Here is a 17,009-nt window from a genome sequence, read left to right as displayed (position 1 = left end):
AACCTCATGAGCACACTCCGCACCCGGCCCGGCAAGCGCACGCGCACGCGCCCCGGCACCGGCACCAGCACCCAACCCCCGCTGGCCCTGGCGCTCCCCGCGCTGCTCGCCGTCGCGTTCCTGCTGCTGCCCCTCATCGGCATCCTCGTCCGCACCCAGTGGGGCGAACTCGGCGCCCACCTCAGCAGCCCCGGCGTGGTCGAGGCCCTGAAGCTCTCGCTGTTCGTCTCCCTGTGGGCCCTCGTGCTCTCCCTGCTCCTCGGCGTACCGCTCGCCTGGCTGCTGGCCCGCGTCGAGTTCAAGGGCAAGGCCCTGGTCCGCTCGCTCGTCCTGCTCCCGATGGTGCTGCCGCCGACCGTCGGCGGTGTCGCCCTGCTGCTCGGCTTCGGCCGGCGCGGACTGCTCGGGCCCTGGCTGGAGGCCACCTTCGGGATCACCCTGCCGTTCCACACCTCGGGCGCGGTCGTCGCAGCCACGTTCGTCGCCATGCCGTTCCTGGTGATCAGCCTCGAAGGCGCCCTCGGCGGGCTCAGGCAGAGCTACGAGGAGACCGCCGCCTCGCTCGGCGCCTCGCCCGTCCGGGTGTTCTTCACCGTGACCCTGCCCATGGTGGCCCCCGGCCTGGTCGCCGGTGCGGCGCTGACCTGGGCCCGCGCGCTGGGCGAGTTCGGCGCGACCATCACCTTCGCCGGGAACCTGCCCGGCACCACCCAGACCCTGCCGCTCCAGGTGTACCTGCTGCTCCAGGACAAGCCCGAGGCCGCCACCTCCGTCTCGCTGCTGCTCCTGGCGATCGCCATGGGCGTACTGATCGCCCTGCGCGGACGCTGGACGGGCACGCCGGTGGTCCGGGAGGCCTCGGTGGCGCCGCCGGTCCCGGAGGAGCCGACCGCCCCGGATCCCGGCCCTGCCGCCGGCGCCGACGGCACCGCCCGGCCGGAGGGCGGCGGCCACTGGCCCCTGCACGCCGTCGTCACCGGCTTCAACGAGCTCACCCTCGACGCCGCACCCGGCACCACCATCGCCGTCGTCGGCGAGAACGGCGCCGGCAAGACCACCCTGCTGCGCGCCCTCCTCGGCCTCACCCCGCGCGCCCACGCCGAACTGCGGCTCGGCGATATCGACGTCACCGCCCTGCCCCCGCACAAGCGGCAGGTGGCCTGGGTCCCGCAGGACGGGGCGCTGTTCCCGCACCTGACCGCCGTCGCCAACACCGCGTACGGGCTGCGCGCCCGCGGGGTGCCGCGCGGCGAGGCCCGCCGCGAGGCCCGGGCCTGGCTGAACCGGCTCGGCGTGCTGCACCTCGCCGGCCGCCGACCCGCCCAGCTCTCCGGTGGCCAGGCCCAGCGGGTGGCCCTCGCCCGGGCGCTGGCCGCCCGCCCCCGCCTGCTGCTGCTGGACGAGCCGCTGGCCGCGCTCGACCAGACCACCCGGGCCCGGGTCCGCCACACCCTGCGCACGCACCTGGCCGGCTTCGGCGGAGTGTGCCTGATCGTCACCCACGACCCCGTCGAGGCCGTGTCACTGGCCGACCGGGTCCTCGTACTGGCCGACGGGCGCGCCCTGCAGGACGCGCCGCCCGCCGAGGTGACCCGGCATCCGCGTTCCCCGTGGGTGGCCCGCATGCTGGGACGCAACGCCTGGCCGGGCATCGCGTCCGCCGACGGGCTCGCCCTCTCGACCGGAGGCCGGCTGGTGGCCGCCGAGGCCCTGCCCGAGGGGGCGCCGGCACTGGCGATCATCGCTCCGGAGGCGGTGTCGGTGCACCGGGACCGCCCGGGGGGCAGCCCCCGCAACGTCTGGCCCGGCACCGTGCGGGAGATCACCGCGGTCGGCAGCCGGCTGCGCGTACTGATCGCCTCGGACGAGGCCCCCGACCTGGTCGCCGAGATCACCCCCGAGGCCGCGGCCGAGCTGGGCATCGTGGACGGCGCCCGGGTGTGGACGAGCGTGAAGGCCACCGAGGTCACCCTCGTACGCCTCTGAGCGGCCCGGGGGCCGGGGGCCGGGAGACCGGGTCCCGGGCCCCCGGGCCGCTCCGGCCGGCCGGTCCTCAGCCGTCGCCCTCCGGAGCGGCCAGGACGAACTCGCACCACACGCACTTCCCGCCGCCCCGGGGCTCCACGCCCCACTCGTCCGAGAGCCGCTCCACCAGCATCAGCCCGCGCCCCGACACCGCCCAGTCACCGGCCTCGCGCCGCCTCGGCAGGGCACTGCTGGTGTCCTCGACCTCGACCCGGATCCGCCCCTGCGCCGTGAGCCTCATGCGGACGTGTCCACCGCCTTCCGTGTGGACCAGGGCGTTGGTCATCAGCTCGTCCGCCGCCAGTTCGATCTCGTCGGCCCGGTGCCGCGCCCCCCAGGCGGAGACGGCCGCCCGGATCAGGTGCCGGGCCAGCGCCGGGGCCGTGGCGTCGCCCGGTTCCAGGCGATGGTTCAGCGGGCCGCCACCGCGCGCGACGGGTGTGCCGCGGCGGCGCAGTACGAGCAGGGCCATGTCGTCCCCGCCGCCCGAGTCCCCGACCAGGTCGCACAGCACGTCGGCGAGTTCCTCCACGTCGATCGGGCCGCTGTGGACCGCCGCCATGAGTTCCCGCATGCCGGAGTCCCGTTCCGCACCGGGGCGTTCGATCAGGCCGTCGGTGCACAGCAGCAGGGTGTCCCCGGGGTGCAGTTCGAGGCTGGTGACGGGATAGCCGGAGCCGGTGCCGGCCTGTTCACGGGGCGGCAGGCCGAGCGGCAGCCCGCCGGCCACCTGGACCCGGTGGACGCTGCCGTCACCGCGCCGCACGACCGGGTCGAGATGCCCGGCGCGGACCATCCGGGCCATCCCGGTGGTCAGGTCCACCTCGGCGTAGGTGCAGGTGGCGAACCGTTCCGTCTCCAGTTCGCGCAGGAAGGCGGAGGCCCGTGCCATCGCCGCCCCGGGGGTGTGGCCCTCCACGATGTAGGCACGCATCACGATGCGCAGCTGCCCCATGACGGCCGCCGCGTCCGTGTCGTGGCCCTCGACGTCGCCGATCATCACCCCGACCCGGCCGTCGCCGAGCGGGACCACGTCGTACCAGTCGCCGCCGATGTCCCGCCCCATCCGGGCGGAGCGGTACCGCACGGCGATCAGGGCCCCCGGCACCTCCGGGATCCTGCGGGGCAGCATGGCCCGCTGGAGTCCCTCGGCAAGGTCGTGCTCCTGTTCGAAGAGCATGGCGCGCTGGAGGCTCTGCGCGACACCGCTGCCGAGTGCCATCAGCAGGTTCCGCTCCTCGGCGGTGAAATCGCCGTCCCGCGTGTAGAGGAGCCCGAGCGCCCCGACGGGCCGCCCCTGGGCGATCAGCGGCAGGTAGACGCCGCTGCGGACGGACAGGGGCTCGATGTACGGCCACAGCTCCGGGTAGCGCCGCTGGAACTCCCCGCGCGACACGAGGAAGACCGGCTGCATGGTGCGTACGGCCTCGCTCATGGGCAGTCGCGCATCGATCCGGGTGTACTCGATCTCCGGCACGTACGAGCCCAGCTGCCCCTCCGCGACCAGGTGGATGCGCCCGCCGTCGACGACGCCCAGCATCACGCTGACCGCGCCGAGGTGCCCGAGGGCCTGCGGGTCCTTGAGGATGTCGGTCACGTCGTTCACGGTGCGGGCGTGGGCGAGGATGGCGGTGGTCCGCTCGACGACGTTGGTCATCCGGCGGCGCCCCTCGATCTGCTCCCCGGCGGCGCCGGGCTCGCCGGGGTCGTGGGCGGCGTCGCGGAGGATCCCGATCACGCGGTACGGGCGACCGCCCGGGTCCCGCAGGATGTGCCCCTGGATGTGGGTCCAGGCTGCCGAGCCGTCGCGCCGGCGGCTGCGGACGTAGGCCCCGTAGTGGCTCCGGCCGTCCTTGATCGCCTGCGCGACCCGGGTGTCGAGCCGTGCCTCCTCACCGGGCACGAAGCATCGCCGGAGCCCGGAGGGCGTGCCGTCGAACTCGTCCGGGGGCAGGTCCAGGACCTCCAGGGCGGTGGGATCGAGATACATCCGCCCGTTGTCGAGGTCCCAGTCGAATGTGCCCATGCGGTTGAGCGCGAGGCTGGTGTCCGGCCGCGCCGGCCAGTCGACGGCGGGGTCCTCCGCCCTACGGCCCATGCAGACAGGGTCTCACTCTCCCCCGCCGGTGTCCCTGCGGAGCGCCCCCGGCGGCCCGCCCACGACGCGCCCCGTCACCCGGCCGGCCGTCGGGCCGGACGCCTGCGCCCGCCGCGGCCACGCCCGGCCGGCCTGCTCTTCGCTCGTCCCCGCACGCGCGGGCGCCGGACCTGCGCGCATAGGGGGACTATGCCGTTCCGTTCTCCGGGAGGCTCGCGTCGTGGACCAACAGGGCGATCTGGACCCGGTTGTTGAGGTCGAGCCGGGTCAGGATCCGGGACACGTGGGTCTTCACCGTGGGCAGGGCCAGGTGGAGCTCCCGTCCGATCTCCGCATTGGACAGGCCCCGCCCGACCGCCAGGGCCACGTCCCGCTCGCGTCCGGCCAGCAGCGCGAGGCGCGCACGGGCCGCGGCCCGGCGGGCCTCCTGTCCCGTGTCGCCCGCCACCCGGTCGATGAGCCGGCGGGTGACGGCCGGGGACAGCACCGGGTCCCCCGCGGTCACCGTCCGGATGGCCGCCACGATCTCCTGCGGCGGGGTGTCCTTGAGGAGGAAACCGGCCGCTCCGGCGCGCAGCGCCCGCAGGACATGGGCGTCGGTGTGGAAGGTGGTCAGGACCAGCACCTCCGGGGCGTCCGGCCGCTCCCGCAGCCGCTCGGTGGCGGCCAGCCCGTCGACTCCGGGCATCCGGATGTCCATCAGCACCAGGTCGGGCCCGTGCGCGGCGACCAGCTCGGGGACCTCGGCCCCGTCCGCGGCCTCCGCGACCAGCTCGATGTCCGGGGCGCCGCCCAGCATCAGGCGCAGCCCGGCCCGGACGATCGCGTCGTCGTCGACCAGCAGTACCCGGATCACCTGCGCCTCTCCCCTCATCCCGCTTCCCTTGCCCCCTCGGCCGGCTCAGCTCTGCCAGGGTAGCCAGGCGTGCACCCGGAAGCCGCCGCCGGCGGGGAGGGCCGTCAGCTCCCCGCCCGCCAGCCGGGCACGTTCGGCGAGCCCGATCAGCCCCTGCCCGCCGCCGCCCCCGGCCGGTTCCGGGACCGTCGGGCGGGCCGGATCCGGTTGGGCCGGCCCGGTGTTGCGCACTTCGACCGTCAGCCCGTCCCCCGGGCCCCCGGTCACCCGTACGTCGACATCCGCGCCGGGCGCGTGCTTGCGTACGTTGGTCAGCGCCTCCTGCACGATCCGGTACGCCGTACGTCCCACCAGAGGCGGCGGCGCGGCCCCCGCGGGTGGTCCGGCCAGCTCGATCCGGCCGCCGGCCGCCCTCGCCTCGGCCACCAGCCGGGGCAGGTCCGCCAGTTCCGGCTGCGGGCGCTCGCCGTCCGCGGGCCCGTCGCCCGACCCCGTCCGCAGTACGCCGATCACCGCGCGCAGGTCGTGCAGTGCCAGGTGGGCGCTCTCCCGCATGACACCGGCGGCCCGCTCGATCTCCGCCCGCGGGGCACCCGGATTGAACTCCAGGGCGCCCGCGTGCACGCTGAGCAGGGACAGCCGGTGGCCGAGCACGTCGTGCATCTCTCGGGCGATCTCCTCCCGGGCCTCCATCCGGGCGCGCTCGGCCCGCGACTCGGCGTCCGCCTCGGCCAGCTCGGCACGCTCGCGCAACGAGGCGATCAGCTGCTGCCGGGACCGTCGGAACAGCCCCCAGCCGATGGACCCGGCGATCAGGGCGAAGTACGTCACCGCCGGACCGGCCCGCTCCTCGGACATCTCCGGCAACTGCCACAGGAAGACGGGCAGCGGGGCGAAGGCCAGCGCCGCGACCCATGCCGTCGCCTTCCACGGCCGGGTCGCGGCCACGGTGAACACCGCCACCATCGCGGGTCCGGTCAGATAGTGGGCCACGCTGCCGGCCAGGAGCAGCACCACGGCCAGCTGGACCGGCCAGCGCCGTCGCAGCAGCACCGCCGCGCACCCCAGCCCGCCGACCAGCCGGTCGGCGGCCCGCCACCCCGCACCCAGGCTCTCCGGCACCGGGATGGACTGCGAACTGACGGCGGCGAAGCACGCGGCGAAGAGGAACAGGCCCAGGTCTGCGGCCCAGTCCCGGCGGGTGCGGTGGATACGGCGCATGTCCCGGGAATCTACGCGGGCCCGCCGGGGCCCGGGGATCCGCGCCTCGCTCCGCATACTTAAGTACGACAGCCGGACGCCCTACGGCCGATCCCGGGCCCTCGGCCCGCCGCCTAGCGTCGGAGCATGACCTCCAGCAATCAAAAACCCCCGGTGGCCACCCTCGCGGGTGTGCTCTCCTTCGTGCTCGTCGTCGGCGGCGCGAGCGGCCTGCTGCACGAGTGGCTCGGCTGGATCCACTTCATGGGCTTCGTCCGCTTCCTCGCCCCTGACGGCTACGAGGTCTACAGCTACGTCGTGATGACCGCCCTCGGCCTCGTGGTGGCCGTGGCGGGCGACGCGCTCTCCCGCCACGGCCGGGTCTGACCCACGCCGGCCGAGCTCCCTCCCCGGCAGGGGGAGGGAGCTCGGTCATGGACGGGAGCGGTCAGCTCGCGTCGGGGGCCTCGGGCTCCTCAGGAGCCGGGGCCGTCTGGGCCGGTTCCGGCGCGACCGGCGGCGGAGGCGACGGCGGCTGGGGAGCGGCCGGGGTCGTCCGGACCGGCGGCGGAGGCACCGCAGACGCGGGCGGCGGAGACACGCTCTTCGGCGCCGGTGACTGTGCCGGCGTCTCGGCCGGAGCCTTCGAAGGAGTCTGCGCGGGCGACTTGTTGTCGGAGGGTGACGCGGAGGGCGCCTTCGACGGTGACGCGGACTTCGGCGCCGACGGTGACGGGTTCGGTGACGCCGACGCCGACGGGGTCGGTGACGCGGAGGGTGACTTCTTCGGTGACTCCGAGGGCGTCTCGGAAGGCGACTTCGACGGCGTCTCGGACGGCTTCGGGGTCGTCGGCGAGGGGGTCGGCGTCGTGACCGACGGAGTCGGGGACGTGCCCGAGGGCTTCGGGGACGTGCCGGACGGCGTGGGGGTCGGAGAGGTGCCGGAAGGCTTCGGCGAGGTGCCGGACGGCGTCGGGGTGGGAGAGGTACCCGAAGGCTTCGGCGAGGTGCCGGACGGCCTCGGGGTCGGGGACGTGCCGGAAGGCTTCGGCGAGGTGCCGGACGGCCTCGGGGTCGTCACGGACGGGGTCGGCGTGAACGGCGGCGTCGGGAGCGGCGGCGGCGGTATCGGCTTGTCGGGCCGCGGCTTGCCCTGGTGGCCGCCCTTCGGGCGCTCGTACCAGCTGTCGTTGTGGGGGTCGTAGATCACGATCTTGTTGATGACGGTCACCGACGGAGCGACGGCCACCACCTTCGCCGGCTGGTAGGAGGGCCACGTCTGGCCGAACCGCTTCGGGTTGGCCTTCAGCGGCACCGGCGGACCCAGCGGGTTGCCGCACGCACAGCGCACGCGCGGTACGCCCCGGTCGTCCACCAGCACGGCCGTCCCGGCCTGGAGCACGGCCTGATAGGGCACGAGCTTGCCGTCACGGTAGCTGTGGTTGGTCACCCGGGTGTCCATCCGCAGCTGCACGGACGTGAGCGAGCGGAGGTAGCCGGGAACCGCGGCCGGCTGGAGGCCGAAGGCCGAGCCGAAGGCCGCGTTCTTGGCGGGGTCCGCGTTCAGCGATCCGATCAGCTTCTCGACGTCGCAGCTGACCGTGTCCCTGGTGCCCGTGTACACGCCCGGCGCGGAGCCGCTGACGCTCTTGGTGCCCACCTGCGCGGTCGGGCTGACGCTCGGGCTGACCTGCGCGGTCCCGGTGCCCTGGGGAGAGGGCGGCCGGCTCTCCGGCGTCGGGCTCTGGGGCGGCGGCGTCTCCTTCACTGCCACGGAATCGGTGAAGGGGTCGGGGCCGGAAGCGGCCACCGGCTGGAGGAACACCTCGCCGCCGGCGTTGTTGGACGTCCCGGTGGGGCGGGTGAGGACCACGGCCAGGGCCACGACCGCCACCACCGCGACGAGCGCGGTGACGAGCCGTGGCACCGATCGCCACCAGGGCCCCTTGGCCGGGCCCTGGCCCTGGCCCTGGCCTCCGGGCCCACCCGGAGGCGCGGGCGGCGGAGGAGGCGGGGGGCCCTGCTGCCCGCCCGAGAGCGGGCCGGAAGGCGGTCCGGTGGGGCGTTCCGAAGACGGCGGGCGGCCGGATGGTTGTGTGGTCACGGGCTCTTCTTCCCAGGAGGACGGAGTTCCCTGGGGACCATTGTGTGCGCCGTCCGGGTGGTGGCCGCAAGCCGAGGGTGTCACGGTGGCAGGGTGAGTCAGACGCCGGTTACGTCATCGTCGGGGGGCTCCGCGAGGGCATGGCGGGACGCCCTCGTCGCCGTCGTCGCGGGCTTCGTGGTCATGGCAGTGGTCGCCGCCGCCGGGCTGCTGTGCGCCGGCGCGGGCGATCTACCGGGAGGCGCGTTCCCGCACGTGGTCGCGGCGGTCGTGGTGATGGCGTCCGGCGGCGTGCTGGAGGTGTCGGGCGGCGCCGGTTCGCTGGCGGGGGCCGAAGCGAGCCTGTCGGTGGTCCCCCTCTCGGTGAGCCTGGCCGGCGCCCTGACGACCGGCTACCTCTTCCTGCGGCCCCTGCACAACCGGGCGGTGGCCCGGCCCCGCGAACTCATCGGCCGGGCGGTCCCGTTGGTCCTGTTGTGGCTCCTCGCGCTCACGGGTGTCACCTTCCTGGCCCGCGCGACCTTCGGCCTCTCCACCGAGGACTCCCCCATCGGGACGATCACCGAACTCCTGGACTCCGCGCCGACGGTGGGCTTCCGGGCCGATCTGCCCGGCACCCTCCTGTACGGGCTGCCGTGGATCCTGGGCCTGTTGCTCATCGCCCTGCTGGTCTCGCGCCGCGCCCCGCTCCCGGCCCGGCTGGTCCGCTTCCACTCTGCTCTGCGCCCGGCCGCCTTCGCCACGATGCTGCTGCTGCTCGCCTACGTCGTCCTCGGCATCGGGGTCGGCGTGGTCGTGGCCGCCACCCAGGGCCACGCCGGCCGGACCTTCGCCGTGATCCTGCTCGGGCTGCCGAACCTGGTCTGGCTCGCGCTCACCCTCGGCTTCGGCGGCGCCTGGGAGGGCAACGTCGAGGGGCCCTTCGGACTGCCGATGCCACAGCTTCTGGACGGGGTCCTGCGCGGCTCCGACCCGTCCCGGTTCGATGTGGCCTCGCTCGCCGAACAGGACTCCCGGGCGTGGTGGCTGGTGGTGGTGGCCGCCGTGCTGCTGCTCGGCACGGGCGTGCTGGCCGCCGTACGCTCCCCCGCCCATGTCCGCGCCTGGCAGCACGCGCTCCACCTGGGCGTGGCCCTGGCCCTGGCGACGCTGACGGTTTGCCTGCTGGGCCGGATCCAGGCTCAGTTCGGGCTCTCCCTGCTCGGCATCGGCGAGGTCGACGGACTCGGCGGCCAGGTCCGACTGGAGCCCGTAATGTGGCGCAACGTCGGGCTCGGCCTGCTGTGGGGCGCGGCGGCGGGCTTCCTGGGCGCCCTCCTGGCCCGTCCGCTGCACCGGCGCGGCCGCGTCGACGAGCCCGAGCCGGCCGCGGCGACCCGCACCGACCCCGAGCAGTAGGGGTACGAGCGGGCTCCTCGGCACGGGCAGGCTGCTCAGCACGGGCAGGCTGCTCAGCCCGCCGCCCCGCCCCACCCCGGGAGCCCGGTGCCCGGCAACCTGAACACCGGAAGCGCCCATCGCGGCACCGGCGGCGGGGCGGGCAACGCGTCCCGTGCGTCCCCGGCCGCCCGTGCATCCTCTTCGGCCGACCCCTTCACCGGTGGTTCGGCGCCCGCCCCCGGCCCGGCTCCCGCGCCCGCCCGCCGCAGGGCGCCGGTGAACTCCAGACAGCTGTTCCACCGGTCGTCCGGCGACTTGGCCAGCGCCTTCGCGAGGACCTCGTCCACGGCCTGCGGCAGCTCGGGCCGCCGCGCGCTCGGAGCCGGCGGCGGGTCGTACTGGTGGGCCCAGAGCAGTGCGATGTCGTCGTCCCGCTGGAACGGCGGTTCCCCCACGAGGGCCTCGTAGACCACGCACCCGAGGCTGTAGACGTCGCACCGGCCGTCCACGGGCTTGCCCGAGATCTGTTCCGGCGCCACGTAGGTCACGGTCCCGACGAACTGCCCGTCGGTCGTGAACCCGGTCAGTGACAGCGACTTCTTCGTCAGGCCGAAGTCCGTGAGGTAGGCGTGTTCCGGGTGGTCCCGGTCCGTGCCCGCGGCGATCAGGATGTTGCCCGGTTTCACGTCCCGGTGGACCAGGTCGTGGGCGTGCGCCGCGTCCAGCGCGGACGCCACCTGGCCGGCGATCCGTGCGACGGTCTCCACGGGCAGCGGGCCCGTCCGGTCCAGCATCACCCGCAGGTCCGGCCCCTCGACGAGGCGCATGGCGATGTAGAGGAGCCCGTCCGCCTCCCCCGCCTCGAACACGGGCACGATGTGCGGGTGCTCGATGGTCGCGGCCACCTTCGACTCATGGGCGAACCGCTGCCTGAAGGTGTCGTTCCGGGCCAGTTCGGGGGCCAGCAGCTTCAGCGCCACCCTGCGGTCCAGCCGCAGGTCCCGCGCCTCGTAGACGACGGCCATCCCGCCGCGCCCGATCTCGCTCTCCACCAGGTACCCGGCGATCTGCTTCCCGCGCAGGTCGGTGGGGGACCCGTCGGCGGGCTCCGCCCGCTCCCCGGCCACCGTCAGCCGCCTCCGGGGTCGCGGGTGTCGACGATCCGCGTCGGGTCATGGGCCGCCGCCCGGTCGGACCTGTCCCGCGCCCCCTCGCGCGGGATCCCGACCGCGTCGGTCGGTGTCGGCTCCCTGCGTACGGGGGCCCGGCCGGCCGGATCCGTGTCCGCGGGCGGCGGTGGTGCCGGTGCGGCTGCGGGTGCCGCGGGGCTGCCCGGCCCGGCGACGACCGCGAAGGTCGACATCCGGTCCCCGTCGTCGTAGAGCCACCGGCCCGACTTCTCGTCGTAGAGCCACACCGACTCGCCGTCGATGACCACGCCGGCCCGCAGGCCGCGTACCGAACGGCGGAAGGCATCGATGTCGATCCGTCCCGAGGCGAGCTCGTCCACGGCCTGCCGGTAGCGTTCCAGGGTCTCGGCACCGCGCGTGAGCAGCGGCCTCGGGTCCTCGGCGCGGACCGGGGGCTTTCCCCCGGCCGTCGGTGGTGGGCGTGGCACGGCGACCAGCAGCCGCCCGTCCACCCACGCGGACCAGCCGTTGGCGCACAGGACCTCCCCCCACTCCCCGCGGCGGGACAGCAGCTGCACGGGCAGGAAGGCGTCGAGGGGCACCGTCGGCCGGCTGACGTCGGGCCCCTCCCAGGCGGACAGGCCCTCCTGCGGCACCACGTGGGTGGGTGTGAAGTCCTGCACCTCGCCTCCTGGGCGTCCCATCGAGCTGCTCATGAAGTCTACTTCCGCATGATGGTCGGCTCGTGGCGGCGCAGCAGCCGGGAGACCAGCAGACCGAACAGCACGGCCAGGGCGACGAGCAGGCCCATCTCGATCAGCCACAGGTGGGCCTCGTGATTGAACAGCGGGTCCTCCGTGATGGTGCCGGGCATGATCGCGCCGAGGTCGATGGTGGCCGCCATCGCGGCCATGGCCCACCGGGCCGGCACGAACCAGGCCAGCTGCTCGATGACGGGAACGCCGGTGAGTTTCAGCAGGGAGCCGCAGAAGACCACCTGGACGATGGTGAGGAGGACCAGCAGCGGCATGGTGACCTCCTCCTTGGTCACCAGGGCGGAGATCAGCAGGCCGAGCAGCATCGCGGTGAGGGACAGCAGGGCGACGGCGAGGGTGATCTCGATCAGGGGCGGCATGAAGAGGCCCCGGCCGTTGGGGGCGTTGGTCTTGACGCCGGCGAGGCCGACCACGGTGAGGACCACGGCCTGCACGACGGTGACCACGCCGAGGACCACCACCTTGGACATCAGGTAGGCCGAGCGGGACAGGCCCACGGATCTCTCGCGCTGGTAGATGACGCGTTCCTTGACGAGTTCGCGCACCGCGTTCGCGGCGCCCATCAGGACTCCGCCCACGCACAGGATGAACAGGGCGTTCAGCGCGGTGTCGAGGGTGAGGGCGCTGCCGGACAGCGCCCGGGTCATGACTCCCATCACGAAGGGCAGCCCGATCATGATGACCAGGAAGGTCCGGTCGGATCTGAGCACGGCGGCGTAGCGGCGGATCAGCGTGGAGAGCTGGGAGCCCCAGCTCTGGGCCTTGTGGGCCGGCTGCGGCGGCACGTCGGCGGCCCGCTCGGCCTGCGCCGTGAGAGGCGGCCGGCCTGCGGTGACCTCGACGTTGCGGCGGTACAGGGGTGAGTCCCGGTACTCCCCGGCCCAGTCGCGTGCGCGGTCGTTCTCGAAGGCTTCGAAGGCTTCGGGCCACTGCTCGAAGCCGAAGAACGCGAGGGCCTCCCCGGGAGCGCCGTAGTAGGCGATGCGCCCGCCGGGCGCGAGGACCAGGAGGCGGTCGCATCCTTCGAGGTTGAGCACGCTGTGGGTGACGACGATGACCGTCCGGCCGTCGTCGGCGAGGTCGCGCAGCATGTTCATCACCGAGCGGTCCATGCCGGGGTCGAGGCCGGAGGTGGGCTCGTCCAGGAAGAGCAGGGAGGGCTTGGTGAGCAGCTCCAGGGCGACGGAAACGCGTTTGCGCTGTCCGCCGGAGAGGCTGTGGATGGGCTGGTCGGCGCGTTGTTCGAGGCCCAGTTCACCGATCACCTCGTCGACCCGGGCCTGGCGTTCGGCATCGGCGGTGTCCTGCGGGAAGCGCAGTTCGGCGGCGTAGGTGAGGGCCCGCCGGACGGTGAGCTGGGTGTGCAGGATGTCGTCCTGGGGGACGAGCCCGATGCGGCTGCGCAGTTCGGCGTAGTCGCGGTAGAGGTCGCGCCCGTCGTACAGGACGGTGCCCCGGTCGGCGGGGCGCAGGCCGGTCAGTGCGCCGAGCAGGGTCGATTTGCCGGCTCCGCTGGGGCCCACGACGGCGAGCAGGCATTTCACGCCGACCGGGAAGGAGATCCCGTCGAGGAGGGTCTTGCGCCCCTTGTCGACGGTGACGGTGAGGTCCTGGACGTCGAGGGAGACCTCTCCCGTGTCGACGAACTCCTGGAGCTGGTCCCCGACGAGGCAGAAGACCGAGTGGCCGATGCCGACGATGTCGCCCTCGGTGACGGGTGCGGCCCCGCGCACGGCGGTGCCGTTGAGGTAGGTGCCGTTGTGGCTGCCGAGGTCGACGATCCGGTAGCTGCCGTCGGCGAGAGCATGCAGTTCCGCGTGCCGGCGGGAGACGGTGAGGTCGTCGACGACGAGGTCGCTGTCGGGGGACCGGCCGATGCGGACGGCGGTGCGGACGGGCAGCGGGCGTACGGTCGTGGGCTGCCGGAAGGTGCCGGTCATCGCCGCGTTCGAGATCCGCGACGGGCGGCCGCCGTCCGGTTCGGGGGGCGGTGCGGGCGGCGTGGGGCCGACGACCGCGGCGCGCGGTCCGTCGTCGACGCTGCCGAACCGCAGTTCGGTGCCGACGCCGACGCTCCACTCGTGGACGCGGTGGCCGTCGGCCCAGGTGCCGTTGGTGCTGCCCTCGTCCTCCAGCGTCCAGTGGTCGCCGTCGGGCCGCAGGATCGCGTGGTGCCAGGACACGCGGGCATCTTCGAAACAGATTTCGCAGAGGGGGTCCCGACCGACGTGGTAGATCCGGTCGGGGGCCATCTCAGTGGCGCCCCAGTCGGTCACCAGGACGAGCTGGGGCGCGGTCGGCACTCCGGGGCGCTGGACCATGACCAGATTTTCCCACGATCGGGAAGGTCCGGCACCGGTCGGACATCACCGCAGGTCAGAGGCCTCTTATGGGTAATGACAACGGTCCCCGTTGCAGCCTTTGCCGATCTCGCCGGGGTGCGCTTCACTTCACGCGACGGCACCGAACGCACGACTGCCGCGACGAGACGGGGGACGCCATGAGTGGGCACGACCACGCGCACGACGGGCACGGGGGCGACGGGCACGGGCACGGACCCGGAGGGCACAGCCACGGCGTGTCCGCCGACGCCGACCGCCGCTGGCTGGCGATCGCGCTCGCCCTGATCGGCGGGTTCATGGCCGTCGAGGTCGTCGTCGGCGTCATGGCCAACTCACTGGCCCTGATCTCGGACGCGGCCCACATGCTGACCGACGCCGTCTCGATCGTCCTGGCGCTGATCGCCATGCGGCTGGCAGCGCGGCCCGCCCGCGGCGGCTTCACGTACGGCCTCAAGCGGGCGGAGATACTCTCCGCCCAGGCCAACGGCCTGACGCTGATCCTGCTGGGGCTGTGGCTGGCGTACGAGGCGGTGCGGCGGCTGATGGACCCGCCGCCGGTGGAGGGCGGTCTGGTGGTGGTGACGGCGCTCGCCGGCATCGCCGTCAACGTGGCCGCGGCCTGGTGCATCTCCCGGGCCAACCGTTCCGCGCTCGTCGTCGAGGGCGCCTACCAGCACATCCTGAACGACCTCTTCGCCTTCATCGGGACCGCCGTCGCCGGCGTGATCGTACTGACCACCGGTTTCCGGCAGGCGGACGCGATCGCCACGCTGGTCGTGGTGGTGCTGATGCTCAAGGCGGGCTACGGCCTGATCCGCGAGTCCGGCCGGATACTCCTGGAGGCCGCGCCCGCCCATGTGGACCCGGACGCGGTCGGCGACCGCCTCGTCGGGCACCCGCCCGTCACCGAGGTGCACGACCTGCACATCTGGACGATCACCTCGGGCCAGGCCGCGCTCTCCGCACACGTCCTGGTGGAGCCGGCGGGCGACTGCCACGCCGTACGCCGGGACCTGGAGCGGCTGCTCGAGAAGGAGTACGGGATCACCCACACCACCCTCCAGGTGGACCATGCGCAGGAATCCCTCCTCACGGTCGGCCGCGCGGGCGGGAGCCCGCCCGACGCGCACTGCGCGGACGCGCACGGTCCGGTCCACCGGCAGGGCCCGCACGACCACTGACGCGCCGCACGTGCACCGCGGATCACTGGCCCGGGTCCGTACGGGGCATGGATGTACCCATGACGCACAAACGCAGTGCCGGACTGCTCCTGTTCCGGCGGACCGGCCCGGACCCGGCGCCCGGTGTCGAGGTCCTGCTCGGCCACATGGGTGGCCCGATCTGGTCCGGCAAGGAAGCGGGGGGATGGGCCATCCCCAAGGGTGAATACGGGCCGGAGGAGACTCCGCGGGACGCGGCCCGCCGGGAGTTCACCGAGGAGATCGGCCTGCCGCCGCCGGAGGGCGAGTACCTGCCGCTGGGCGAGGTACGGCTGACCAGCGGAAAGCTGGTGACCATCTGGGCGGTGGAGGCGGATCTCGACCCCGCGCTGATGGTTCCCGGGACCTTCACGATGGAGTGGCCGCCGCATTCCGGGAACGTCCAGGAGTTCCCGGAGCTGGACCGGGTGGCCTGGTTTGCTCCACCGCTGGCGGAAAACATGCTGATTCCTTCCCAACTCCCATTCCTGGAGAGGCTGTTGGTGCTCCTGAAGGTTTGACCCACACTTGCACTTGCCAACACCCTTACCTGCATGGACATTGCACACATGACGAACGTCGTGCTGGTGGGGACCTTGGACACCAAGGGTGTGGAGTACGGCTGGCTGCGCGAGAGGCTGCTGCGCGCCGGCGTCGAAGTGGTACTGGTCGACACAGGAATCATGGGCGAGCCCCGGGTGCCCGCCGATGTCCCGCGGGACGAGGTGGCCCGGGCCGCGGGAACGGAACTGTCCCGGCTGCGCACGGCCGCCGACCGGGGTGCGGCCGTGACCACCATGGCACGGGGCGCGGAGGCGACCCTGTTGCGCCTGCACGCCGAGGGCCGGCTGCACGGGGTGCTGGCCATCGGCGGCAGCGGCGGCACCTCCATCGCCACCCGGGCGATGCGCGCCCTGCCGCTGGGCGTACCGAAACTGATGGTCTCGTCCATGGCGTCCGGAGACGTCCGCCCCTACGTGGGCTCCTCGGACATCACGATGATGTACAGCGTGGTGGACATCGCGGGGATCAACAGCATCTCCGCACCGGTCCTGGCGAACGCCGTGGAGGCGATCGCCGGGATGGCCCGGGCCTACGGACGCACCTCCCCCCGGGGCCGCCCGCCCCGGCTGGGCGCCGGCGGCCGCCCGCTGGTCGCGGCGAGCATGGCGGGCGTGACCACGGCCGGTGTGGACGCGGCCCGCGAACGGCTCACCGAACTCGGCTACGAGGTGTTGGTCTTCCACGTCAGCGGCACCGGCGGCCGCACCCTGGAGACGCTGGCCGGGCAGGGGGTCTTCGCGGGCGTCCTCGACCTCACCCTGAGCGAGCTCGCCGACGAGCTGTGCGGGGGCATCCTCACCGCCGGCCCCGACCGGCTCAGCGCGGCCGGGCGGGCGGGAATCCCGCAGGTGGTGAGCCTGGGGGCGCTGGACATGGTGAAATTCGGCCCGCTGGAGAGCCTTCCCCGGCAGATCCGCGACCGGGGGGTCCACGTCCACAACCCGTCCATCACCGTGACCCGGACGACCGTGGCCGAGTGCGCGGAGCTCGGCCGCCGGGTCGCCGCGAAACTGCGCGCCGCGAACGGCCCCACGGCCGTCTGCGTCCCGCTCCGTGGACTGTCCACGCTGGGCGCGCCGGGTGGCCCGTACCATGACCCCGGCGCGGACCGGGCCCTGTTCGCGGCACTGCGCGAAGGGTTGCGGGGCAGCGCCGCCCGGCTCTACGACTACGACACGCACATCAACGATCCGGCATTCGGGCGGGCGGCGGCCGACCGGCTGCACACCATGATCGGCGCGATGTCGGCCGCGGCCTGAGACAGCCTCCGTGGTCGGGAACCGGCCACGGCGGAAACCACGTCCCATGTGGCGTCCGGTCCGGGGAGGGCCGGTG

Annotated in this window: 12 protein-coding genes and 1 pseudogene; 6 read left to right on the top strand and 7 right to left on the bottom strand. The window is 73.7% G+C overall.

The window, feature by feature from the left end; all coding sequences use genetic code 11:
* Positions 1 to 6 precede the first annotated feature (6 nt).
* On the top strand, positions 7 to 1,986 hold the full coding sequence (locus IE257_RS09440) for an ABC transporter permease (RefSeq protein ID WP_189966690.1): 1,980 nt from the start codon (positions 7 to 9) through the stop codon (positions 1,984 to 1,986).
* A gap of 67 nt (positions 1,987 to 2,053) precedes the next feature.
* Here the strand turns inward: IE257_RS09440 and IE257_RS09435 are convergent, their stop codons facing one another.
* From IE257_RS09435 to IE257_RS09425, 3 genes are all read right to left on the bottom strand, one after another.
* Positions 2,054 to 4,123 carry a SpoIIE family protein phosphatase gene (locus IE257_RS09435; RefSeq protein ID WP_189966687.1) on the bottom strand — a complete coding sequence of 690 codons (2,070 nt, stop codon included), beginning with the start codon at positions 4,121 to 4,123 and terminating at the stop codon, positions 2,054 to 2,056.
* 187 nt (positions 4,124 to 4,310) lie between these two features.
* Positions 4,311 to 4,997, bottom strand: coding sequence for a response regulator transcription factor (locus IE257_RS09430; RefSeq protein ID WP_189966685.1), 687 nt, complete (start codon positions 4,995 to 4,997; stop codon positions 4,311 to 4,313).
* Between the two features lie 27 nt (positions 4,998 to 5,024).
* A complete protein-coding gene (locus IE257_RS09425) occupies positions 5,025 to 6,200 on the bottom strand; it encodes a sensor histidine kinase (protein WP_189966683.1) in 1,176 nt (391 codons plus the stop codon).
* Positions 6,201 to 6,326: 126 nt separating this feature from the next.
* Here IE257_RS09425 and IE257_RS09420 point away from each other — a divergent pair, with 126 nt between their 5' ends.
* Complete coding sequence (locus IE257_RS09420; protein ID WP_189966681.1) at positions 6,327 to 6,566, top strand: hypothetical protein; 240 nt, start codon at positions 6,327 to 6,329, stop codon at positions 6,564 to 6,566.
* A gap of 415 nt (positions 6,567 to 6,981) precedes the next feature.
* On the opposite strand, the pseudogene IE257_RS39365 reads toward IE257_RS09420, so the two are convergent.
* A pseudogene (locus tag IE257_RS39365) lies at positions 6,982 to 8,283 on the bottom strand (DUF6777 domain-containing protein); the annotation flags it as partial.
* A gap of 93 nt (positions 8,284 to 8,376) precedes the next feature.
* Between IE257_RS39365 and IE257_RS09410 the strand changes: the two are divergent.
* The gene (locus tag IE257_RS09410; RefSeq protein WP_189966677.1) at positions 8,377 to 9,681 is read left to right on the top strand and encodes a streptophobe family protein; all 1,305 of its coding nucleotides are present in this window, start codon (positions 8,377 to 8,379) and stop codon (positions 9,679 to 9,681) included.
* Between the two features lie 53 nt (positions 9,682 to 9,734).
* Here the strand turns inward: IE257_RS09410 and IE257_RS09405 are convergent, their stop codons facing one another.
* The 3 genes from IE257_RS09405 to IE257_RS09395 are packed head-to-tail and all read right to left on the bottom strand — an operon-like array spanning position 9,735 to position 13,890.
* Positions 9,735 to 10,790: a serine/threonine-protein kinase gene (locus IE257_RS09405; RefSeq protein WP_229920226.1), complete on the bottom strand. Its 1,056-nt coding sequence runs from the start codon at positions 10,788 to 10,790 to the stop codon at positions 9,735 to 9,737.
* 2 nt (positions 10,791 to 10,792) lie between these two features.
* Positions 10,793 to 11,509 carry a hypothetical protein gene (locus IE257_RS09400; RefSeq protein WP_229920225.1) on the bottom strand — a complete coding sequence of 239 codons (717 nt, stop codon included), beginning with the start codon at positions 11,507 to 11,509 and terminating at the stop codon, positions 10,793 to 10,795.
* A 5-nt stretch (positions 11,510 to 11,514) separates the two neighbouring features.
* Positions 11,515 to 13,890: an ABC transporter ATP-binding protein/permease gene (locus tag IE257_RS09395; protein ID WP_189966675.1), complete on the bottom strand. Its 2,376-nt coding sequence runs from the start codon at positions 13,888 to 13,890 to the stop codon at positions 11,515 to 11,517.
* Between the two features lie 179 nt (positions 13,891 to 14,069).
* Between IE257_RS09395 and IE257_RS09390 the strand changes: the two genes are divergently transcribed.
* From IE257_RS09390 to IE257_RS09380, 3 genes are read left to right on the top strand one after another with little or no spacing between them, the layout of a single operon-like run.
* Entirely contained in the window at positions 14,070 to 15,092 is a 1,023-nt protein-coding gene (locus IE257_RS09390) for a cation diffusion facilitator family transporter (RefSeq protein WP_189966673.1), read from the top strand.
* Between the two features lie 59 nt (positions 15,093 to 15,151).
* A complete protein-coding gene (locus IE257_RS09385; RefSeq protein ID WP_189966671.1) occupies positions 15,152 to 15,631 on the top strand; it encodes an NUDIX hydrolase in 480 nt (159 codons plus the stop codon).
* 48 nt (positions 15,632 to 15,679) lie between these two features.
* Complete coding sequence (locus tag IE257_RS09380; protein ID WP_189967321.1) at positions 15,680 to 16,933, top strand: Tm-1-like ATP-binding domain-containing protein; 1,254 nt, start codon at positions 15,680 to 15,682, stop codon at positions 16,931 to 16,933.
* Positions 16,934 to 17,009: the final 76 nt, after the last annotated feature.

It is taken from the genome of Streptomyces avidinii, assembly GCF_014650695.1.
GTDB classification, from domain to species: Bacteria; Actinomycetota; Actinomycetes; order Streptomycetales; family Streptomycetaceae; genus Streptomyces; species Streptomyces avidinii.
This window is presented reverse-complemented; position numbering and strand designations above follow the sequence as displayed.